Origin of the sequence: Frankia sp. R43 (genome assembly GCF_001306465.1) — a bacterium.
Classification (GTDB): domain Bacteria; phylum Actinomycetota; class Actinomycetes; order Frankiales; family Frankiaceae; genus Parafrankia; species Parafrankia irregularis.
In genome coordinates this window covers 355739-377136 of sequence record NZ_LFCW01000006.1, presented here as the reverse complement: position 1 = coordinate 377136, position 21398 = coordinate 355739, and the positions used below count along the sequence as shown (strand labels likewise).

The window sequence follows — 21398 nt, the reverse complement described above, 5'->3', positions numbered from 1 at the left end:
CGGCCGTTGCCGGGGCCAGCGCAGGTTGGAGTCGGTCAGCCCTGGTCAGCCCTGGCCGTCGTTGCCGGCGATGCGGAGAACCGTCTTTCCGATCGCATGACCGTCGGCCACGTAGCGCAGAGCGGCGGCGCTCTCCTCGAAGGCGAAGGTCGCGCCGATGTGCGGACTGACCTTGCCGGCGGCGAAGAGCTCGATGAGCTCCCGCTCGTTGCGCCGCATCTCCTCCGGGGCGTGGGTTCCGAAGTCGCGCAGCTGCATCCCGGTGACCTGGATGCCCTTGAGCAGCACCAGATTGAGCGGAATCCGCGGAATCGTGCCCGCGGCGAAGCCGACCGTGACGAACCGGCCGCGCCACCGCAGGCAACGCAGCGCCGGCTCGGCCAGGTCGCCTCCGACCGGGTCGATCACGACGTCGGCCCCGTCGGGAAGCGTCTTCTTCAGCGCCGCGCGCAGGTCCGTCGAACGATGATCGATGAGGTTGGTGGCTCCGTTGGCCGCGGCCACCTCCAGCTTCCGCGCCGAGGACGCCACCGCCGTCACCGTCGCTCCCAGCGCCACGCCGAGCTGCACCGCGGCCAGCCCCACACCGCCACCGGCGCCGAGCACGACGAGCTGATCGCCCGGCGCCAGGGCGGCCGCCGACCGGAGCATGTGGTAGGAGGTGCGGTGCGCGACCCCGAAGGCGGCGGCGACGTCGTCGGAGACCGCGTCCGGGGTGCGGGTGACACCCTCGGCGCGGCCGATGGCCACCTCGCCGAACCCGCCGACGATGCCGGTACCGAAGACGCGGTCGCCGACGGCCAGGCCGGTGACGCCCTCCCCGACCGTTTCGACCACCCCGGCGAACTCACTACCCGGCACGAACGGCGGCGGCACCTTGATCTGGTATTCACCGGCGACCAGCAGCACGTCGGAGAAGTTCACGGCCGCCGCGTGCACCCGCACGGCGACCTGGCCCGCCTCGGGAACCGGGGTCGGGAACTCCTCGACCCGTACGACGTCCGGCGGGCCGTACTCACGGCAGACAGCGGCCCGCATCTCAGCGGCCCCAGCCCCAGCCCCGGCCCCGGGCCCGGCCGCGAGCGGCGGCGGGGGCTGGGGCGGGTGCGGGTGCGGGGGCGGCTGGGATGCATGGGATGCGGGCGAAGGCCTCCGGCAAGGTCAGCGTCCCTTCCACTGGGGCTCGCGCTTCTCGATGAACGCCATCGCGCCCTCCTTGGCGTCCTCGCTGGCGAAGACGGCCGGTGAGAGCTGCGCCATCCGCTCCTGGCCACGGGCGGGATCGGCCGCGGCGGCGCGGACGATCTCCTTCGTCGCCGCGACGGCAAGCGGACCGTTGGCGGCGACGCGCCCCGCGAGCGCGAGCGCCGCCTCGAGCACCTGTGCCGGCTCGACCACCGTGTTGACGAGCCCGAGCTGCTGCGCGCGGGCCGCGTCGAACAGGTCCCCGGTGAGGGTCAGCTCGAGCGCGAGCGCCAACGGCAGCCGGCTGCCGATCGCGACGGCGCCGCCACCGGCGGCCAGCAGCCCCCGCTTCACCTCGGGCAGGCCGAACTTCGCCGCGGACGAGGCCACAACCAGGTCACAGGAGAGCAGCAGCTCGAAGCCGCCACCGACCGCTGTGCCGTTCGCCGCGCCGATGAGGGGGACCGTCACCTCCCCCTTCGTCAGCCGGCCGAAGGCCTCCATGCCCTTCTTGTCCTCCTCCGAGCCGCCGCCGTAGCTGGCGCCCTTGGTGAAGGCCTTCAGGTCCATGCCCACGCAGAACGCCCGGTCGCCGGTGGCGGTGAGGATCGCCGCCCGGATCTCGGGGTCGGACTCGGCCTCGATGACCGCCAGGCCGATCGCGCTCAGGAGCGAGGGCGTCAGCGCGTTGCGCGCCTCCGGCCGGTTGAGCCGGATGACCAGGACGGCGCCGACGCGCTCCAGCAGGATCTCGGATGTGTCGCTCATGACCGGTAGTCTGTCGTCTCGGCCAGGTCTGCCGCCTCTTTCATCGCGCCCAGCACGACAGGCCCGAACGACTGCAGCTTCACGTCGTCACCCGCCCGCTGGAAGCCCTGCTCCAGCACGATGGCGATCTTGAACTTGGCGAGGATCAGGTAGTAGTCGAAGTCGTCGACCTGCCGGCCGGAAACCTCCGCGTAGTGCGCGAGAAGCTGCGACCTCGTCGGCATGGCGTAGAGGTCCGCGTAGCCCTTGCCGGTCAGCTCGCGTGAGCTGGTGTCTTCCGGCCAGCTCTGCAGCATCCAGGCCAAGTCGAGCTTGGGGTCGCCGACCGTCCCCATCTCCCAGTCGACGATCGCGGCCAGCTTCGCCGGCGCGCCGTGCCGGAACATGACGTTCGCGAACTGGTAGTCGCCGTGCATGAGCCCGGGGACGAAGTCGATCGGCCGGTGGGTGCGCAGCCAGTTCGCGGCGACGTCGAAGCCGGGCAGCTCCCGCTTCTTGATCCGATCGAGGAAGGCCGTCCAGCGGTCGACCTGCCGCTCGTGGAAACCGTCGGGCCGGCCGAGGTCGTGCAGGCCCTTGGCCCGCCAGTCCACCTTGGACAGCAGCGCGATGCCCTCGGCGAGCTGGTAGGACAGGCCCTTGCGGGCTTCGATGTCGGAGGCGAACGGCTCCGGCCAGGCGCCGCGGGTGTCCATCGGCGACCAGCCGTCGACGAAGCCCATCAGGTAGAAGGTGCGGCCGAGAACCGCGGGATCGTCGCACATGCCGAGGGCCTCGGTGTGCGGGACGTCCGTCCCGTCGAGGGCCTCGATGATGCGCCACTCCCGCAGGATGCCGGCGTCGCGGCTGGCGGGCGCCGTCGCCGGCGGGATCCGCAGCGCGCCGTGCAGCTCACCGCGCCGGATCTCGTAGATCTCGTTCTGGGTGCCGCCGGAGACGTACCGGGCCTCGGTCGGCTCACCCTTGCCGGGCAGGCCGGTCTCGTCGAGCCAGGTCGCGAGGCGGTCGATGTCGATCACAGGTTCCCCACTTCGTGGTCCAGGAACTCGGCGTACTTCTCCTTGGCCGCGGCGAGGCGCTTCGGCAGGTGCTGGGTGGGCCAGATGTCGTCGCTGGGCTTGTAGTCCCGCAGGACCTGCTTGGCGACGGTGACCTTGTGCACCTCGGTCGGCCCGTCGGCGAGGCCCATGACGTACGAGCCCATCACCATCTGGTGGAACGGCATCTCGTTGCTGGCACCCAGCGCGCCGTGGACCTGCAGCGAACGCGACGCGATGTCGTGCAGGACCGCGGGCATCACGACCTTCACGGCGGCGATGTCCTTGCGGACCTTGCGGTAGTCGTTGTGCTTGTCGATCGCCCACGCGGTGTGGATCACGAGCAGCCGGAACTGCTTGAGCTGGGCGTACGAGTCGGCGATGAAGCCCTGGACGAACTGCTTGTCGGCCAGCAGGCTGCCCTGGGTGCGCCGGCTCAGCGCCCGCTCGCACATCATGTCCAGCGCCTTCTGCGCCAGGCCGATCGTGCGCATGGCGTGATGGATCCGCCCGCCACCGAGGCGGGTCTGGGCGATCGCGAACGCCTGGCCCTCGCCGCCGAGCAGCGCGTCGTCGGGAACCCGCACGTTCTCGTAGTGGATGAGAGCGTGATGCCCCTCGCCCAGCGGCTCGCCCGGCAGCCCGACATTGCGGACGATGTTGATGCCCGGCGTGTCCGTCGGGATCAGGAACATCGACATGCCCCGGTAGGCGCCCGCGTCGGGGTTGGTGACCACCATGACGATGACGAACCGGGCCGTGCTGGCGTTCGAGGAGAAGAACTTCCAGCCGTTGATGACCCAGCCGTCGCCGTCCTTCTCCGCCCGGCAGGTGAACTGGGTCGGGTCCGAACCGGCCTGCGGCTCGGTCATCGAGTAGGACGAGAAGCACTCACCGTCCAGCAGGGGCTGCAGGTACTGCTTCTTCTGCGCCTCCGTGCCGTAGTGCGCGATGATCTCGGCGTTACCGGTGTCCGGCGCCTGGCAGCCGAAGATCAGCGGCGCCCAGCTGGAGCGGCCCAGGATCTCGTTGAGCAGCGACAGCTTCAGCTGCCCATGCCCCTGACCGCCCAGCGCGGGGCCGAGATGCGTGGCCCACAGGCCCCGCTCTCTGACCTGCGCCCGCAGTGGATCGATGACCCGCCGCAGGTTCTCGTCCGGCGGTACGAACTGCAGGTTCGGCCAGGCAAGATCCAGGGGCTCGACCTCCTCGCGGACGAACTCGTCCGCCCAGTCGAGCTGGGCCTGGTACTCGGGCTCCGTCTCGAAATCCCACGCCATCGTCGGCACTCCTCTCGGCGCCCTCAGAATAGCGTTCTCGCAGTACAGAACACAACTTCCGAGGTTCTGGAACTTCGATCCTCCACGACGTCCCGCCAGCCGGCCAGCCGGCCCGCCGGCGATCGGGCATGCGGGTGGCCGGGCATGCGGGTGGCCGGGCATGCGGGTGGCCGGGCATGCGGGTGGCCGGGCATGCGGGTGGCCGGGCATGCGAAAGGGGGCCGCCGGTCAACCGGCGACCCCCTGCACTCGCTGCCTCGCCAGGGCGCTGGGCGCTTACCTCGCCCAGGCGCTCTGGCCCTGGCTCAGGCGCTCTGGCCCTGCTTCTCCGCGAAGAGGCGTGCCCACTCCTTGCGGGAGCGGATGGCGGTGTCGACGTCCGTCGCGATGGCGCGCCGGGCACCGACGGTGGCCCGCTCGCGGGGGATCTCGGCGAACGGGTCCCAGTTGAAGAACCGGCAGGCGTTCTCCCAGGTGATCTTGTTGATCTCCTCGTCGGTCGCCCCGGCCCCGTTCAGCTCGTTGAGGACGAACTCGGGCGCGTCCGGCCAGATCGAGTCGGAGTGCGGGTAGTCGCATTCCCAGGCGATGTTGTCGATGCCGATCTCGCGGCGCAGCTTCAGGGAGGTCGGGTCGGTGACGTAGCAGGCCAGTGAGTGCTCGCGGAACACCTCGCTGGGCAGCCGGCCACCGAAGTCGCGGCGCAGCCACTTCTGGTTGGTGTAGTGGCGGTCGCAGCGGTCGAGGTAGAACGGGATCCAGCCGATGCCGCCCTCGGAGAAGGCGAACTTCAGGCCCGGGTAGTTGCGCATCGCCGGGCCCCACAGCAGGTCCTGCACGGCCAGCGAGGAGATCTGGCAGGCCAGGATGATCAGGTTGTCGATCGGGCCGTCGGGTGCCAGCTTCAGCGCACCGAACCCGGTGCCGATGTGCAGGCACATCACCATGTCCGTGTCCACCAGCGCCTTGAACACCGGCGCCCAGAACTCCTCGTTGTGGTAGCTGGGCAGCCCTTCCAGGTGCGGCAGCTCCGGCATGGTGACCGCGCGGCAGCCCTTGGCGGCGACGCGGCGGATCTCGTTCACCATCAGCTGCGGGTCCCAGGTGGGCAGCAGCGCGAGCGGGATGAACCGGCCCGGGTAGGTGCCGGCCCACTCGTCGATGTGCCAGTTGTTGTACGCCTGGATCATGGTGACGGTGGTGTCGGTCTTGTAGTGGTTCAGGTGCCCGGCCGAGAACCCCGCGAAGGTCGGGAAGCACATCGAGGCCAGAATGCCGTTGCGGTCCATGTCCCGCACCCGGTCATGGATGTCGTACACACCCGGGCGCATCTCCGCGAACCCGGCCGGGTCCTTGCCCCACTCCTCGGCGGGCCAGGAGACGACGGCGTTCAGGCCGCTGACACCGGTGACCCGACCCTGGTAGATCCACTGGTCGACGCCCTTGTCGTTGCGCACGACATGCGGCGCCTGGTCGGCGAGCTTCGCCGGAACGTGGTTCTTGAACATGTCGGGCGGCTCGACCACGTGGTCGTCGATGCTCACCAGGATCATGTCGTCGATGTTCATGGGCCTCCTCGACCTCCCGTCCGGGAGTGTGCTCCCGACCACACCATTACTTCTACGCTCCCCGCTCCTGACCGTCTCCGCACAGTCGGCCAGGAAACCCGCGAAACCGGCCAGCACCGGCATGGAATATGCGTCCCGTAGTCGCATTGTGTCGATGCGTCATGCCAGCCCGGCGCGACGGAAAGCCGACCGATTCCCCCGCCGATCCCCGTCCGGCCGGCCGGCCAGGTCGCCATCCATCTCCAACAGTGACCCACCGGCCGCGCGGGCGCCATCGATCAGGCGCCGTAAAGGCACCGCCGAGGCGCCGTGCGCCGCGCCCACCACGTGAAGAACGTCGCACGGTGGTGGCCTGGGTCCGGGACGTAACCAGGGTGCTTTTCTCCGAAGATCCCGACACCGCGTCAGGGATCGGCATCCACGCAGAGGCGGGCTGATGAGCAGGAAGATGTACAGCGCGCAGGAGATCAAGGAATTCATCGAGGAGTTCCGGGCCAACGGGGGCCGACCTGCGGGCCTCTTCGAGGGCGCCACACTGCTGCTCCTGGACAGCGGCCCCGAGCCGGACGGGTCACCGCACGTGTGCCCGCTGAACTTCTACCTCGACAAGGGCCGCTACTACGTCTTCGCCGCCAACGACGGCGCCGACGAGGATCCCAGCTGGCTGGGCCAGTTGCGGGCCAACCCGGCCGCCACCATCGAGGTCGACGGCCAGGTGCTGCAGGTGACCGCCATCGAGCTGCACGGCGGCGAGCGCAGCTCGATCTACAAGCGCCAGGCGGCGCGTAACCCGCAGTTCGAGCACTACCAGGAGCTGACGTCCCGGGTCATACCGGTCGTCGCGCTCGTCCCCACCAAGGGCGCCTGACCGGACGGCGGCCCCACCCAGCCCCACCCCAGAACCAGCTCCACTTCAGAACCGGCTCCACGCCGAACTGAACCCGGTGCCCCGTCAGCTTCGGCGGGGCACCGCACCTGGACTCGACGTCGGCAGCACATGCGTGTCGCACGACACATGCACAATGCACGGCACCTGCACTCTGCGCTACTCATGCATAGTGCACATCCGCGCACAGGCACCGCGTCCATGGTCAGGGTCATACGAACGGAGCTGGTCCCGGTGAGCACTCCTGCCAGCACGCCCCCGGTCGGCCGCGGTGTCGTGGGCGTCCTCGCCGGCGCCGGAATCATGGTCTCGCTGATGCAGACCCTGGTCATACCGCTGATCCCACGGCTGCCGGAGCTGCTCGACACCAGCGTCTCCAACACCTCCTGGGTGATCACCGCGACGCTGCTCACCTCGGCCGTCGCGACCCCGCTGCTCGGCCGGCTCGGCGATCTCTACGGCAAGCGCCGGCTGATGCTGGTCGCCCTGCTGTCCGTGTCGGCGGGCTCCCTGGTGTGCGCGCTGAGCTCGTCACTGGCACCCGTGATCGTCGGACGAGTTCTGCAGGGCCTGGGTATCTCGCTCATCCCGCTCGGCATGAGCATCATGCGGGACGTCCTGCCACCCGAACGGCTCGGGCGAGCGGTCGCGCTGATGAGCTCGTCGCTCGGTGTGGGTGGCGCGCTGGGCCTGCCGCTGTCCGCGGTCATCGCCCAGCATCTGGGCTGGCACGCGCTGTTCTGGTTCGCCGCCGCGCTGTCGGCCCTCGTCGCGGTACTGATCGCCAGGGTGGTGCCCGAGTCCCCCGTCCGCGTTCGGCAGCGGTTCGACGCCAAGGGGGCCGTCGGCCTGTCCGTGGGGCTGGTCGCGTTGCTGCTCGCGATCTCCAAGGGCGCCGAGTGGGGCTGGACGAGCGCAACCGTCCTGTGCCTCTTCGTCGGCTCACTGACCGTACTGGTGCTCTGGGGCACCTGGGAGCTGCGTGCCCCGTCACCCATCGTGGACCTGCGCACCAGCGCCCGCCGCCCGGTGCTGATGACCAACCTCGCGACCATCGTCGTCGGCTTCGCGATGTACTCCACGAGTCTGCTCGGGCCTCAGATGCTTCAGCTGCCCACCGCCACCGGCTACGGGCAGGGGCTGTCCATGCTCGAGGCCGGGCTGCTGATGGCGCCCGGAGGCCTGGCGATGATGACGGTCTCACCGTTCGCCGCGCGGCTGGCGCAGGCCCGCGGGCCCAGGACCTGCCTGCTGCTGGGCACTATGATCATCTGCTTCGGCAACGTCCTGGCGCAGCTTCTCATCGGCACCGCCTGGGGCGTCACGCTGTTCGGCATCGTGAACAGCGCCGGCGTCGGCTTCGCCTACGCCGCCACACCGACCCTGATCATGAGGTCGGTGCCCCGGTCGGCGACGGCCGCGGCCAACGGCCTCAACTCCCTGGCCCGCTCGCTGGGGACGTCCACCGCCAGCACGGTGGTGGGCCTCGTTCTCGGCCAGATGACGATCAGGATCGGCACGACTGCCGTCCCGGCGGAGAACGGCATCCGGGTGTGCCTGGCGATCTGCGCCGGCAGCGCGGCCCTGGCCGCGCTCGTGGAGCTGGCCATCCCGAGGCTGCAAGCCCCCGTCCCCGAAACCCCCGTCCCGGCCGCCGCCGCAGCTTCCGCTCCGGCCGCGGCCCCGGTGGCGGCGCCTGCTCCGATCACCCGTTAAGCGGCGCATTGAATCGCCTGTGAAGCGGCACATTGATAGGAAGGCGGCACACCTGCGGGTGGCCTGTCTGTCGGCCGAAGGAGGAGACGGGAATTGAGTGAACGGGAGATCGCCCAGCTCGAACACGAGCTTGTGCTCCTGACGCGTCACCCGTCGATGGGAGCGTTCGCCGGTGGCTGGGATCCGGGCAGCCAACAGCTGGAACGCAGTGCGTATCTCCTCATGGGCCGGCTCGAGAGCGCGGGCCCACAGTCCATCGGGCAGCTGGCCGAGACCTTCCGGCTCAACGCGTCCACCGTGAACCGGCAGACCGCGGCCATGCTGCGCGCCGGGCTCGTCGAGCGCATCCTCGACCCCGCCGGTGGAATGGCGCGGATGTTCCGGCTCACCCCGCACGGCAGGGAACGGCTTGACCAGCACCGCTCATGGTCGGTACGCGGCCTGGAGCGGGTCCTCACCGACTGGGACCCCACCGAGATCAGCGAACTCGTCCGCTCGTTGAGCCGCCTCAACCGCAGCATCCAGCACCGGATCGAGAATTCGCTGCCCGACCGGGCCGGCGCCACCAGGTAGTCGGCGCCGCCAGGTAGGCGGCCCTGCGACGCGGCGCCGTTCGTCAGCGTCCCGGTGCCCTGGTGTCTCAGGGCGCGGTGAGTGCTTCGGTGGGTTGGAGGCGGGAGGCGCGGGTGGCGGGGTAGATCCCGGCGGCCGCGCCGATGACGATGGTGGCGCTGACGGCGAGGAGCATCGCCCAGGACGGGACGACGGTAGGCCAGGCTTGAATGGTGGCGTAGCACGTGGTGACGCCGGTGCCGAGGATGAGACCCGTGATCCCGCCGAGGGCGGACAGGAGAAGCGCCTCGGCGAGGAACTGGTTTCGGATGTCCCCGCGGGTGGCGCCGAGCGCGCGGCGAAGTCCTATCTCGCCTCGTCGTTCGAGTACTGAGATGACCATGGTGTTCGCGACCCCGATGCCGCCGACGAGCAGTGCGACTGACCCGAGGCCGAGCAGGAGCCCGCCGAGGGTGGAGTCGGCCGCGTGCTGTGCGGCGAGGGCGTCGGAAGGACGTGAGACGTCGACCTCGTTGGGGGCGGTCGGGTTGGCGGTACGGGCGAGCAACGTCTGTACGGCCTCGACGTTCCCGGGGTCTGTGCGGGTGTACAGGGTGGTCGGGAAGCTGTCGAAGCCGAGCAGGTCGGCGGCGACGGGCCAGCCGACGAGGGCGGCGCGGTCGAGTTCGGGGGCGAGGCCGACGGGGGCGAGGATGCCGACGACGGTGAAACACTGGCCACCGAGGTGGATCTGCTGGTCCGGTCCGGTCGAGTCGACGCCCAGGTGGGCTGCTGCGTCCGATCCGAGGACCACGGCGGGATAGTGCTGGGTCGCCTCGTTGAGGTAGGTGCCGGCGACGATGTCGGCCCCGACGGTGTGAGGCAGGTCCAGCCTGGTTGCCAGCACGGCGATACCGCCGGATTCCGCGGCCGGGATGTGGTCGTTGCGATAGACCTTGGCGTCCGGCACCAGGCCGGTGGCACTGATCGACTCGACGTGGCCGATCGCGCCGATCATCGCGACTGCCTCGGTCGGGAGGTGCGCCTGGTCGCCGAAGAGGCTCTGGCCGGGACTGACAGTGAGCAGGTTGGTACCAAGTGCGGCGATCTGGCGGTGGAAGGCCTCCCGGCTCGAGGAGGAGATACCGATTACCGAGATCATGGCCGCGATGCCGATCGCGATGCCCAGGGCGGACAGTGCGACACGCATCGGTCGGGAGCGAAGTCCGGAGGAGCCGACGCGGATGAGGTCCGGCGCGGTGAGCCGGACCGGGCGCAGGACCAGGGTGGCGTCCGGCACCAGCCCCCGGTGGGTCACATGTCCGGTCCTGTCCGTCGCCAGGATGCCGCCCCGGGTAGACGCATCAGTCGTTGATCGGGTGGCGGTCATGCACGGGCTCCCTGAGGTGTCCGGATGTCTCCGCTGTCGCCGACTTTGTGGCCGTCCCGCATCTCGATGCGTCGTGGCAGGGCGGCGGCGATGTCGCGGTCATGCGTGATGATCACGACGGTGGTTCCGGCGGAGCGGAGCTGTTGTAGCAGGGCCATCACCTCTGATCCGGACGAGGAGTCGAGGTTGCCGGTGGGTTCGTCGGCAAGCAGCAGTGCGGGCTCGCCGACGACAGCGCGGGCGATTGCGACACGTTGGCGTTCGCCGCCGGACAGTTGGTGCGGCCGGTGGTGGACCCGGTGGCCGAGACCAACCCGGTCAAGGGCGGCGCGTGCACGTTCGAGCCGTTCCGGACGGCGCACGCCGGTGTACAACAGCCCATCAGCCACGTTGTCCAGCGCCGGCACGCCCGAGGCGAGGTGGAACTGCTGGAAGATGAACCCGATGCGTTGCGCGCGTAGCGCCGAACGCTGGTCGTCACTCAGCGCGTGGACCGGTTGGCCGTCGACGGTCACGGTTCCCGTCGTCGGCCGGTCGAGGGTGCCGAGCAGGTGGAGCATCGTCGACTTGCCCGACCCGGACGGCCCGACGATCCCGACAAGCTCGCCCTCGTTGATCCGCAGGCTGACGTCGGCCAGCGCGCTGACCGTGCCAAAGGACCTGGACACCCGGTCGAGGACGACGATGGCAACCACGGCGCTCACTGGGCGACCCGCACGGTGAGGCCTTCGCTGATCTCGGCTCCGCTGATCTCGACCTTGCCGCCCGCGAACATGCCGATCGTCACTGGCACGAACGTCAGCCGTCCGTCCCGGACCGCCTGGACGGCGTACCCGCCATCGGGGTTCGCCAGGAGCGCGGTAATCGGAACAGTCAGCACGTTCGCCCGCTGCCCGGTGACGATTGCCAATGTCACCGGCGACGAGTCGAAGCCTCCGGCGAGCGCGGAGGGATCGTCGAACGACACGATCACGGTGATGAAGGTCTTGTCCTGCTCCTCGATGGTCTGTGCGACGGCGCCGACGCTTCTGACCGTGCCGTCGAGACGCTGGCCCGTCGGAAGGGTGACGGTCGCCGGATCTCCGGTGTGGACGAGATGTTGCAGCGAAACGTCCAGTGGGATCGATGCCACCTGTGTGGCGCCGCTGTAGGTGATGACCTGCTGATTGGGTTGCAGGCCCAGGCGGCTGCCGGCCGGGATGACCTGGAGGGCGACTCGGATGTCGCCGTCGTGGACGAAGATCTGGTCAGGCGGGACGGTGCCTGTGACAGGCAGACCACTTTTGGCCTGCCACACCCGCACAGCCGAGGCGGTGGCGGCGTCGAAGGTTTCGTCGACGGTGAAACCGGTGTAGCCCAGGTTCTTCAGGCTGGTCTCGAGCTCCTTCACATCCGGGCCCAAGGTGCCCGTGGCCAGTGTCCGGTACGGCGTCGCGGTGCCGTGCAGGAGAATGACCGGCCTGCTGTCGACCGTGTACACGGGTTGGCCGATCTTCACCGTCGTGCCCGGGGCAGCGATCCAGGTGAGGACTCCGGACTGTTGCTGCGCGACGAGTCCGACCGGCTCGCCGTAGGAGATCAGACCACCGACCTGCTGGGTCTGGGTCAGGGTCGTGCGTAGGACCACCGCGGTCGCCGCGGGAAGCGGCCCGGTCGGCGGCGACGAGCTGCCACCGAAGCCCACCGCGGCAGCGGCGATCAGCGTGACGGCCCCCGCCCCCGCCCCTGCCAGGGCGAGCAGGTGCCGGCGGCGCCGCAGGCGCCGTAGCGATCTCCTAGCCAGCGGTGCGACCACCGCCCGTGTCCAAGCCCCGCTGGGCACATCCGGGCCGCCCGCCCTGCGCCCGACAGCCGCCGGCGGGGCGGTCACGGAAGTCTCACTGGTTCTGGTCTCTCCTGGCCCGGTCCCGGCCATGTCACGCGCCTGCGTTGTCGAGGATGTCCTGGCACTGCTGGGCCGCCTGCTGGAACGCCGGGTCGTCGCGGTCGACGTCCGCGCCGGCGAACAGACCGCCGGCCGAGCCGGGCTGGGGGTCGGGGAAGCCCGGCAGGCCGTTGTCGCGCATGCACTGCGCAAAGGCCACATAGGCGCCGAGGTCGGCGTCGTTCGGTTCTCCCCGGCTGCCGGCGGGCAGCCGATCCTGGCAGGCGGCCAGCGCCTGCTTCACGGCCGGACTGTTCGGGTCGACGCCCTCCCCGAACTGCGGAACTCCCGTGGACGGGTCCGGGTCAGCCATGTCGACGTCGTGGTCGCGCATGCACTGTGCATACGTCTGTACCGTCGGTGCCCCAGTGCCACCGGCACCGGACACCGTCCCGACCGGCGCCGCGCCACCGCCGGAGCCGCAACCGGCCAACCCCATGACCACCAGGCTCAGGCCGGTGGCCACCACTGCCAGCGGAAGTGTGGTCCTGATCATCCGTGTCCTCCGTCGTGGTTGAGCGATATCGACTACGGCGCTCAGTGGACGGCATCGCGGATAACCAGGCCGTAACGTCGGCGGCCGCTCGTTATCCGACGGTTATGCCCGCGGCGCCATGCTGAACGGGCACCGCACCGGGGCGCAGACGAGGCGAAGGGGGAAACCAGATGGTTCGGGTGATGGTCGTGGAGGACGAACCAGAGCTCGCCGGTGCGCTCTGCGAGGCGTTGACACGCGAGTCGTTCGCCGTCGACGTGGCCTACGACGGCGAAGAGGCGCTGGAGAAATGCGCCACTCACGACTACGACGTCGTCGTTCTGGACCGGGACCTGCCCGTCGTGCACGGCGATGAGGTCTGCCGCGCGATCGTCGCCGCCCGACGATCAACGCGGGTCCTGATGCTTACCGCCGCCTCGGCGGTCCGCGCCCGGGTCGAAGGGCTCGCGATCGGCGCCGACGACTACCTCGTGAAGCCGTTCGCGCTGGCCGAGTTGTCCGCCCGCGTGCACGCTCTCGCCCGCCGCACCGCGCCGGCCGCCGCTCCGATTCTCGAACGCGCCGGCCTACGTGTGGATCAGGCCAGCCGGACCGTCACTCGAGACGGCCATTTCGTCACTCTGACGAACAAGGAGTACGCGGTCCTGGTCGAACTGCTCCGCGCCGCCGGCGGTGTTCTGTCCGCTGAGCAACTGCTGGAGAAGGTCTGGGACGAGAACATCGATCCCTTCACCAACACCGTCCGCATGACGGTGATGAAACTGCGCCGCAAGCTCGGCACACCACAACTGATCGAAACACTGCCGGCGGCCGGTTACCGCATACCGTGAACAGCCTGAGCCTGCGCGCCCGTCTCACCATTCTCTACGGCGCGCTGTCGATCCTCGCCGGAGCGGTCATCCTCACGCTGCTCTACCTGGTCGTCCAGGCCCGCCTCGACGCCGAGCTCACCGGGGACTCCGACTTCCGCATCGCCGCTCTTCGACAGCGGGCCGGCCAGGCGGGCGAAGCGACCATCACCGCACCCAGCGGGAGCCGAATCAGCCTCGACGACCTCGCCGAGCAGATCAGAGGCAACGAGGAAAGGATCAGGAATGCCGCCCTCGACACACTGCTCGTTCGGGGAAGCGGCATCGTCCTCGCCATAGGCCTCGCCACCGCGGGCACCGGCTGGATCATCGCCGGCCGCGGCCTGCGACCACTCGATGCCATCACCGCCACCGCCGAGCAGATCGCACGGTCCACCGGCCGGCACCGCGACCTTAGCCAGCGGATCGCGCTGACCGGACACAGCGACGACATCAGACGGCTAGCCAATGCCTTCGACGCCATGCTCGAAACCCTCGACCACGCCTTCGATGGCCAGCGCCGCTTCGTCGCAAGCGCCTCCCACGAACTGCGGACCCCGCTCGCGCTGGAACGTGCCGTGATCGAGCTCGAAGCGACCAAGGCGACCGCTCACCCCGACATCGTCCACTTCGCCGACCGCCTGCTGGCCATCAACACCAGGAACACCGATCTCGTCGACCGGCTCCTGACCCTCGCCGACGGAGGCAACGAACTCACCGAACCGATCCCCGTCGATCTAGCCGACGTCGCGGCCGACGTTCTCGCCCACACCAACACGGACACCCTGACCAGCGCCCGGATCACCGCCGACCTGGCTACCGCTCCGGTGCTCGGCGATCCCATCCTGCTCCACCAACTCGTCCGCAATCTGGTCGAGAACGCGGTCAATCACAATGTTCCGGGCGGCTGGATCGAGATCGGCACCGGCACCGGCACCGGCACCGGCACCGGCACCGGCCAGATGTACCTGGCCATCGCGAACAGCGGCCCGCTGCTGCTCGCCCATGACGTGAACGGCCTCTTCGAACCCTTCCGGCGCGGACGGCCCGACCGAACACGGGACGCAGGCCGTCGGGGGTTCGGCCTCGGTCTCACGATCGTCAAGGCCATCGCCGACAGCCATCACGCACGGATCATCGCTCTCCCCAGGCAGGACGGCGGACTGGACCTGCGCATCACATTCCCGGCAGCATCTACATCCGGTGATGGCCCAGCCGGGACAACGCCGTGATCCTCCGATGCACTGAGCACCTAAGCGCCTGGTCACCTCGCCGTGCCCGCACATCCGACCGAGGCAGCACCACATCGGCGCATGCCTGCCGCAGGCGGGCATGCCTGACCTACGCGAGGAGGCGGCCCGGCGGTCAGGTCGTTCGCTCGTTCTCGCACGCGGAGCGATCAATGGGAGGTTGGCTGGGGGACACGTCCTCGGAGGCGACAGTCCAGGCTATGAGGTCGTAGAGCCGGCCCGCGCACGAAAAAACCCGGCCCGCGAGGGGGCCGGGTGGGCTAGACGCCTAGGCTCGCATGCGGTAGGCCCGGTGTCAAAGCCGGGCCCACCATCGCCGTGTCTACCAACCGGGAGGTCGGCTGATCGTGCCGATCTGGACCGGCAGCTGCGCCACGGTGAGGTCGACCGCGCGCAGATTGTACCACCAGTGCCGGCCAACACCGGTGTCCGGCACTCCTCGCAGCGCACCGGCGGTGTAGCCCTTGCTGGGGTTGATGACTCCGACGGGTACGAGGTCGCGGGCCTGCGCCACAGGAAAGGCGAGATCGCTGTCGTTGCTGATCACGATGGCGGCGGCGATCCGCTTGTGCAGCAGGTCGAGCAGGAGGTGGGAGGCAACATTGACGTCGGATCCCTTCTCCTCCCGCTGAGCGACCGAGACCAGGAAGACAGCGTCGCGAACCGGCTGACCAGCCGAGTCCTGGATCATCACCGGCCATCCCGACCTGGTCAGGTTCGCCTGGCCGTTCGGGCCGGCCACCGCCAGCGGCGCCCGGACGACCTTGGTGATGTACCGGCCCTTCGTGATCTCGTCGACGGCGCCGCCGGCGCGCAGCGCCCGCAGGTAGATCTCCTGGTCGCGTCGAACAGTTCCGCGGTCGGGCTGACCTCCCATGGCTGCGGCTTCACGATCTTCGCCACGCCTGCGCGACGTTCCTCCTCGCCGCCGGCGTCGAACCTCGGACCGCAATGGAGATCCTCGGGCACACAACATCCCAGATGACGATGGAGCGCTACGGCCACACGCTCCCCGAACGTCTGCACGCCGCCGCCGAGGCCATAGACGACTTCCTCCGCAGGACGGCTGTGGACACCAGGCGGGGAGCACCGCTGAAGCGGCTTGGCTACACGGTTGGCCACATAACGATCATCCCGGCCCCGCCAGGTCGGGCGAAGCCCGACACTCGGGGGTCCGGGGGTCGCCCCCCGGGCAGACATCCAACCTCGGCGAAGCCGACCAGAGGCCGGCGAGCAGCCAGCGAGTGGAGACGAGGGGACTTGAACCCCTAACCCCTGCCTTGCAAACACTGCGCTTCCGCGACATGTGGGCGTTTTGCGTGACTTCCGGTGTCGCCTGGCGTGGTCTTCATGTGGTCCCGTGTCGACCGGTGACGGCTGGTGCTGACGGTCGTGCTGACGATCGGCTGACTTCGATCATGGCTCGTTCGCGGGTGCCCTGCGACGTGCCGACGCGCCGAATGGGGTCGGCGGTCGACGCGCCACGGGGTGCCGACCGGAGGGAGGCGGGGCCCCGTGTCGCGCGGCGAACCGACTGGGGCCCTGCTCGGCGCGGCGTGCGCGGCGCGGGGCTCCTGCGGGGGGGCGTCAGCCCCCCGCCTTGAACAAGTAAGGAAAGTTGGCACACCCCCCGGTTGACATGTGGGGTGGCGCAGAGTGACATGACGGTGACGTCGCAGGTGATCGCATGGTGATTGGTGTCCTAGGGCACGGTGTAGTATGGGAGGTACTGGGTACTGGTCTAGTCCAAGGGAGGTGGGACGGATGGCTCCGGAAGTTCGGCGTGAGCTGCCGCCTTTTCGTCAAGTGGCAGAAGATATCAAGGCAAGAATCGTGTCCGGCGAACTAGGGGAGGGGGATCCGGTTCCATCTGTTCGGAAGATTTCTCAGGAGTGGCGAATCTCGAACGCGACGGCCACTAAGGTGATTGCCACCCTTCAGTCGGAAGGGCTCGTTCGAACGATTCCCGGGATTGGAACTGTTGTGAGTACACTGGCTGGAAGTGGTCCGCGCGATCGATTTATCGCAATGAGGGTGGCCGGCAAGATCTATCCTCAAAACGAGTATGCGCGCATCGTCGCTGCGACCGTGGTTCCGGCTCCCGCTCGGGTCGCTAGTGCGCTAGGCCTTTCGGAGGGGTCGGACGCCATTAGGCGTGAACGTGTTACGTATCGTGATGACGTTCCAGTGGAGACTTCGGTCTCGTGGTTCGATGGCGGCTTGGCTGCTACCGCTCCGAAGCTTCTTGAGTCGGAGCGTATCCAGGGTGGAACACCTGCCTATATCGAGAGTATGGCAGGACGGACGGTCGTGTCCGGCAAGGAGCTGGTTGACGCTAGGGCGGCCACCTCGGGCGAAGCTGCAGCCCTTGGGGTTGATGGTGGCTCTCCCGTTCGGGCGGGCGAAAACTGGCTGTTTGACCAGAGCGGTGAGGTGATTGAGTACGGAGAGTACGTTTCCGTACCCGGTCGACCGGCTGCGTACGAGTACGATCTTCCTGCATAGGCGGCACGGAGGGTAGTCGAGAGGCTACCCTCCAACTATGTTGACAGTGTACTAGAGCACCGTGTACTATTACGGTACCGAGCGAGACAGTCGCTCTCTTTCGAAGGGTCCTCGGATCATGGCTGTGCCGATGAGGATCCCCGTGAGCTTCGGGGACGTGTTCCCCCACGGGGCGTTCGTGCTGGGCGTGGAAGCGGAGAACGACTTTGACAAGGTCCGCGACAAGGTCCCCAATCCTCAGGTCCGCGACAAGGACACTGGGATGCTGGTGTGGATCGTGCGGGTGTTGGATGCATCGCCGGACCTGCGGGCCGGGCAGGCTGAGGTGAAAGTGAAGATCTCGGCGGAGCATCAGCCGGTCCCGCCTGAGGCGATGCCGGGTACGCCGTTCCGGCCGGTGGAGTTCGACGGGCTGACGGTCACCGCGTACGTCGATCAGTCGCGGAAGACCCCCCGTGTCGGCTTCAGCCTGCGTGCCCGTGAGATGCGTGCTCCGGCTGCGGCGCGATCCGGAAAGGCTGCCTAACCTTCTGGCATTCGGGTGCGTGTATCTGAGTTGCCCGCTCCTGCGCGCACCCGACGTTCGTAAGTCCCGGTAATTCCCTGCGACGAAAGGTGTATTCGGCATGCGCTCGAACAAGGAGATCCAGCGTGCGGCTGCGCTGGCTGCGGCGGACGGCGCTCGGGATCGAGTGTCGACCCTCAAGGTGAACGGTGCCTCGGGTGAGGCGCTCCGCGCGGCGGAAAAGGCGGAGCACGCGGCGTGGTCGCGGTACCGCGACAGTTCCTGACCAGCTGAGCTGAGGTGGCGTCCCGGAACGGGGCTGAGTTTGCCCGCTCCTCCCGTTCCCGGGGCGCCACGTGTCCGGTTTCCCCTGCGACAGAGAAAGGACTCTCCATGTCTACCACACAGGCGTCCAGTCAACCCGGGGCGCGGCGATGCCACTGCGGTCCGGGGATGGCCTGCCGACACCGGGACCCGCTCCCCGGTGACCGTGCCGTACGGCGACCGGCGAGGCTCGGCCGGTGAGCGAGGTGCACTCCTACTCCTGTGACCGGTGTGGCCTGGCCTCGCAGCCGGTGGCCTCGATCGCGGAAATGAGCGGCCTGCGGGACACGCATGACCGGCTCGTGCACGGTCACATGTCCGGCGGCGACTCCGACCGGAAAGGCCGTGCCCGTAAGGCGCGTTCCTGACCCGAAAAAACGATGGCGATATCGCGTCGCCAGTGGAAGGACACGGCATGTCTGCTGAGAACAAGCCCAAGGGTCGCCGCGCGATGGTCGCTCCGGGCGCCGCTTCTACATTCCGCTCGGGAATTCCCGTCACAGTCCTCAAGGTCGATGAGGAAAAGCAGTCGGCGAAGATTCGGCTGGACAACGGTCGGGAGTGCTCGGTCTATTCGAAGCGGATCTATCGCTACCTCGACGATGAAGGCGGGTCATGATGGCTCGTCGGCGTAAGAATCAGGCGGACGGGCAGATGCCGCTGCCGTTCGACGGGGACGGTCCGCCAGCACCGGCACCGTTCGCGATTCCGCTGGTCCCGGCACGTGAGGCGGCGGAACCGATTCCGCTCGAACCACGACGCCGGCGACGGTCACGGGGCTGATGCCCCTTCTGGATTGGGGAACGGGCCCTCCGGGGTCCCGTGGAAGCGTCGGCGATCCTGAGCCGTGCGTGCTCTGCGGGAAACAGGCGATGGTCCGTTCCCCTGCCGGGAAACCGGTTCACAAGGTATGCGCCGAATCCTGGTACGACAGGAATCCGGGCGCCTACACGGAACACGAAGGTACCAATCACGGGAAGGTGAACGGCTGATGCGTAGAGACAGGTTGTCGGGGTGGATGACGGGTGAGGCGGTCGCGCGTATCCGCAGTGCGCAGAAGTCGGCGCGGGATTCCTGGCCACCGCTGGAACGGCTCGCCTCGACGTTCAACGACGTCAACGACGACGATTTCCGTGCGCTGGTGAAGCGGGTCGCCGTGGCCATGGACGACCTGGATCGCTATTTCGTACTGCTGCTGATGGAAGCGAGGAGGAGGGGAGTCGGATGACCTCATCACACCTTCGCTTCCTGCTCGCGGACGCTGATCCGGCGCGGCGGGTCCTGGTCTCACGCCGGGTCCCGCTCGCGGTGTCCTCGGACGACACGATCGGGCAGACCCTCTGGGCGCTGGCGGGGTGGGCGGTGCGTGCCGGCCTGTCGGGTGCGCTGCGGCTGGTCCTGCGGTTCCCCCGGACGATGTTCGCGGTGCTGTCGGCGCTGCTGCTGGTGGATCGGGTCGGCTGGGTCCTGCCGCTGCTGCTGGCCTGTCTGCTGGCGCTGTCGGCGCTGGTCTGGCGGTTGGCGCATCCGGGGTCGTACCGGATGTGGCTGGGCCTGCGGCTGCGGTCGTGGTGGCTGCGCTGGACCCGCTACTCGCCGCGCTGGGGGCGGCTGATGCGCGCGCATGCCCTGACGGTCAAGCCGACAGAGGAAGTGGAGGCGTGGCCTCGGATCCTGCGGGTGCGGTCAACGGGGGCGGCGGATTCGCTGCTGCTGCGCCTGCGGGACGGGCAGGCACCCGAGGATCTGGAAGCGAAGGTGATTCCTCTGGCCCATGCGTTGGGTTCGGAGGATGTGCGGGTCCGCACGGTGGCTCCGGGGCGGCTGTGGCTCGATATCCGCCGTCGTGACCTGCTCGCCGCGACGATTCCCGCTCTGCCGGTCCCCGCGGCTCCGGACCTGTCCCGGTTGGAGATCGGCCGGTGTGACGACGGGTCGCCGTGGCTGCTGCGCCTGCTCGGGACGCATGTCCTGGTGGCGGGTGCGACCGGTGCGGGGAAGGGGTCGGTGCTGCAGAGCATCCTGCGTGCGCTGGCTCCGCTGATCGCGTCGGGGGTGGTGGAGGTGTGGGCGATCGACCCGAAGGGCGGGATGGAGCTGTACCCGGTGCGGTCGCTGTTCACCCGCTACGCGGATGAGAGCACGAAGGAGATGGCGGGCCTGCTGACCGACTTCGCGCGTGTCACCCGTGAGCGCTCGACCGCGTTGAAGGGCCACGGACGGAAGTTCGTGCCGAGTGTCGCCACGCCGTTCCGGCTGTGCGTCGTGGATGAGTTCGCGTTCCTGTCCGCTTACCAGCCCGATCACACCCTCGCGCGGGAGGTGGACTCCGCCGTTCAGATCATCTGCTCGCAAGGTCGTGCTCCGGGCTCGGCGCTGCTCGTCGCGGTCCAGGACCCGAGCAAGGAAGTCGTGCCCTACCGGCAGCTGTTCCCCACCCGTATCGCACTGCGGCTCGACGAACCGACGCAGGTCGGCATGGTGCTGGGGCCTGGCGCGTGGGAACGGGGCGCACGCTGCGAGGAAATCCCGACCTGGGCGCACGGCACCGGCTATGTGAAGCTCGACGGTCGCCGTGAACCGGTCCGGGTCCGCGCCGCCTACCCGGATGACGACGACGTCGCCGCCCTGGCGGCGGCCTACCCCGCTCCGCTCGCTGCCTCGCGAAGCCTGCCGGTGGCGTCGTCCGTGGCGGCAACACGTCCCCTGACCGACTTGTCCTCGGCGATCGACGGGGCATTCACCTCGGAAACCCCTCTCGGTGACGGCGCCTACCTCGACGATGACGAACTCGATGCGGCCTGGGTGGAGTTCTCCCGCGACTTCCAACGGCGAAACCAGACCTCGAACTCCGACCTGTGAAAGGGATGATTCCATGCCTCGACGGAACATCAACTCTGGGAATGCTCGACGCTCCTGCCGTGCCTGTGAAGGGCAGGGTGCAGGTGGGTGCCGTGCGTGCCGTGGACAGGGCACGGTGACCGTGTCTCGCCGTTCCCGGCGCGGATGAGCGGTTTAACGGCGGCGTTGATCTGTCCGGTGTGCCGGGGGCTTGCGGTGCGTAAGCCCCCGGCGTCGCTGACCGACTACGCCCACTCCGGACCGCTCCTCGTGCAGTTCACCCACACCAACGGCGAACCGCTCTGCCTGACCACAGGACCAAC

At 68.8% G+C, this 21398-nt stretch carries 23 protein-coding genes; 13 read left to right on the top strand and 10 right to left on the bottom strand.

All coding sequences use genetic code 11. The annotated features are described in order from the left end of the window. Nucleotides 1-45 precede the first annotated feature (45 nt). From ACG83_RS26060 to ACG83_RS26040, 5 genes are all read right to left on the bottom strand, one after another. On the bottom strand, nt 46-1038 hold the full coding sequence (locus ACG83_RS26060) for an NADPH:quinone oxidoreductase family protein (RefSeq protein ID WP_054568879.1): 993 nt from the start codon (nt 1036-1038) through the stop codon (nt 46-48). Nucleotides 1039-1161: 123 nt separating this feature from the next. Next, a complete protein-coding gene (locus tag ACG83_RS26055) occupies nt 1162-1953 on the bottom strand; it encodes an enoyl-CoA hydratase-related protein (RefSeq protein ID WP_054568878.1) in 792 nt (263 codons plus the stop codon). Next, a complete protein-coding gene (locus tag ACG83_RS26050) occupies nt 1950-2972 on the bottom strand; it encodes a phosphotransferase family protein (protein ID WP_054568877.1) in 1023 nt (340 codons plus the stop codon). The genes ACG83_RS26055 and ACG83_RS26050 overlap by 4 nt, the downstream gene beginning before the upstream one ends. Further along, on the bottom strand, nt 2969-4270 hold the full coding sequence (locus ACG83_RS26045; protein ID WP_054568876.1) for an acyl-CoA dehydrogenase family protein: 1302 nt from the start codon (nt 4268-4270) through the stop codon (nt 2969-2971). Before ACG83_RS26045 ends, ACG83_RS26050 begins: the two co-directional genes overlap by 4 nt. 305 nt (nt 4271-4575) lie before the next feature. After that, nucleotides 4576-5838 carry an amidohydrolase family protein gene (locus ACG83_RS26040; protein ID WP_054568875.1) on the bottom strand — a complete coding sequence of 421 codons (1263 nt, stop codon included), beginning with the start codon at nt 5836-5838 and terminating at the stop codon, nt 4576-4578. A gap of 436 nt (nt 5839-6274) precedes the next feature. Between ACG83_RS26040 and ACG83_RS26035 the strand changes: the two genes are divergently transcribed. The 3 genes from ACG83_RS26035 (at nt 6275) to ACG83_RS26025 (ending at nt 9013) form a co-directional block, all read left to right on the top strand. Then, complete coding sequence (locus tag ACG83_RS26035) at nt 6275-6706, top strand: nitroreductase/quinone reductase family protein (protein WP_054568874.1); 432 nt, start codon at nt 6275-6277, stop codon at nt 6704-6706. Nucleotides 6707-6958: 252 nt separating this feature from the next. After that, nucleotides 6959-8440, top strand: coding sequence for an MFS transporter (locus ACG83_RS26030; protein ID WP_235498187.1), 1482 nt, complete (start codon nt 6959-6961; stop codon nt 8438-8440). Between the two features lie 93 nt (nt 8441-8533). After that, entirely contained in the window at nt 8534-9013 is a 480-nt protein-coding gene (locus ACG83_RS26025) for a MarR family winged helix-turn-helix transcriptional regulator (RefSeq protein ID WP_054568872.1), read from the top strand. Between the two features lie 67 nt (nt 9014-9080). On the opposite strand, the gene ACG83_RS26020 is transcribed toward ACG83_RS26025, so the two are convergent. From ACG83_RS26020 to ACG83_RS26005, 4 genes are read right to left on the bottom strand one after another with little or no spacing between them, the layout of a single operon-like run. Continuing rightward, nucleotides 9081-10382, bottom strand: a complete 1302-nt coding sequence (locus ACG83_RS26020; RefSeq protein WP_369812911.1) for an ABC transporter permease — start codon at nt 10380-10382, stop codon at nt 9081-9083. Then, a complete protein-coding gene (locus ACG83_RS26015; RefSeq protein WP_083473570.1) occupies nt 10379-11086 on the bottom strand; it encodes an ABC transporter ATP-binding protein in 708 nt (235 codons plus the stop codon). The genes ACG83_RS26020 and ACG83_RS26015 overlap by 4 nt, the downstream gene beginning before the upstream one ends. After that, nucleotides 11083-12252 carry a peptidoglycan-binding protein gene (locus tag ACG83_RS26010; protein ID WP_235498186.1) on the bottom strand — a complete coding sequence of 390 codons (1170 nt, stop codon included), beginning with the start codon at nt 12250-12252 and terminating at the stop codon, nt 11083-11085. The genes ACG83_RS26015 and ACG83_RS26010 overlap by 4 nt, the downstream gene beginning before the upstream one ends. A gap of 46 nt (nt 12253-12298) precedes the next feature. Next, nucleotides 12299-12802: a hypothetical protein gene (locus ACG83_RS26005; RefSeq protein WP_054568870.1), complete on the bottom strand. Its 504-nt coding sequence runs from the start codon at nt 12800-12802 to the stop codon at nt 12299-12301. Nucleotides 12803-12972: 170 nt separating this feature from the next. Here ACG83_RS26005 and ACG83_RS26000 point away from each other — a divergent pair, with 170 nt between their 5' ends. Both ACG83_RS26000 and ACG83_RS25995 read left to right on the top strand, forming a co-directional pair. Continuing rightward, nucleotides 12973-13632 (top strand): response regulator transcription factor, encoded by a 660-nt coding sequence (locus ACG83_RS26000; protein WP_116437496.1) that lies wholly within the window; start codon nt 12973-12975, stop codon nt 13630-13632. Beyond that, nucleotides 13629-14882, top strand: coding sequence for a cell wall metabolism sensor histidine kinase WalK (locus tag ACG83_RS25995; protein ID WP_054568869.1), 1254 nt, complete (start codon nt 13629-13631; stop codon nt 14880-14882). Before ACG83_RS26000 ends, ACG83_RS25995 begins: the two co-directional genes overlap by 4 nt. 340 nt (nt 14883-15222) lie before the next feature. Here ACG83_RS25995 and ACG83_RS25990 read toward each other — a convergent pair whose 3' ends face one another. Continuing rightward, nucleotides 15223-15777, bottom strand: a complete 555-nt coding sequence (locus ACG83_RS25990; RefSeq protein WP_235498185.1) for an NYN domain-containing protein — start codon at nt 15775-15777, stop codon at nt 15223-15225. Nucleotides 15778-15779: 2 nt separating this feature from the next. Between ACG83_RS25990 and ACG83_RS42905 the strand changes: the two genes are divergently transcribed. The 8 genes from ACG83_RS42905 to ACG83_RS25975 all read left to right on the top strand — a co-directional run bounded on the left by ACG83_RS42905 (nt 15780) and on the right by ACG83_RS25975 (nt 21096). Next, nucleotides 15780-16172 carry a tyrosine-type recombinase/integrase gene (locus tag ACG83_RS42905; RefSeq protein WP_083473569.1) on the top strand — a complete coding sequence of 131 codons (393 nt, stop codon included), beginning with the start codon at nt 15780-15782 and terminating at the stop codon, nt 16170-16172. A 492-nt stretch (nt 16173-16664) separates the two neighbouring features. Next, nucleotides 16665-17405, top strand: coding sequence for a GntR family transcriptional regulator (locus ACG83_RS42900; protein WP_083473568.1), 741 nt, complete (start codon nt 16665-16667; stop codon nt 17403-17405). Nucleotides 17406-17523: 118 nt separating this feature from the next. Then, nucleotides 17524-17931: a hypothetical protein gene (locus ACG83_RS25985; RefSeq protein WP_054568067.1), complete on the top strand. Its 408-nt coding sequence runs from the start codon at nt 17524-17526 to the stop codon at nt 17929-17931. Nucleotides 17932-18031: 100 nt separating this feature from the next. Further along, on the top strand, nt 18032-18196 hold the full coding sequence (locus ACG83_RS45525) for a hypothetical protein (protein WP_161934795.1): 165 nt from the start codon (nt 18032-18034) through the stop codon (nt 18194-18196). 235 nt (nt 18197-18431) lie between these two features. Further along, on the top strand, nt 18432-18602 hold the full coding sequence (locus tag ACG83_RS45520; protein WP_161934794.1) for a hypothetical protein: 171 nt from the start codon (nt 18432-18434) through the stop codon (nt 18600-18602). A gap of 47 nt (nt 18603-18649) precedes the next feature. After that, a complete protein-coding gene (locus ACG83_RS44550; RefSeq protein WP_152991520.1) occupies nt 18650-18853 on the top strand; it encodes a hypothetical protein in 204 nt (67 codons plus the stop codon). A 372-nt stretch (nt 18854-19225) separates the two neighbouring features. Continuing rightward, a complete protein-coding gene (locus ACG83_RS25980) occupies nt 19226-19462 on the top strand; it encodes a hypothetical protein (RefSeq protein ID WP_054568066.1) in 237 nt (78 codons plus the stop codon). Further along, nucleotides 19459-21096, top strand: a complete 1638-nt coding sequence (locus ACG83_RS25975; protein ID WP_054568867.1) for an FtsK/SpoIIIE domain-containing protein — start codon at nt 19459-19461, stop codon at nt 21094-21096. Before ACG83_RS25980 ends, ACG83_RS25975 begins: the two co-directional genes overlap by 4 nt. Nucleotides 21097-21398 lie beyond the last annotated feature (302 nt).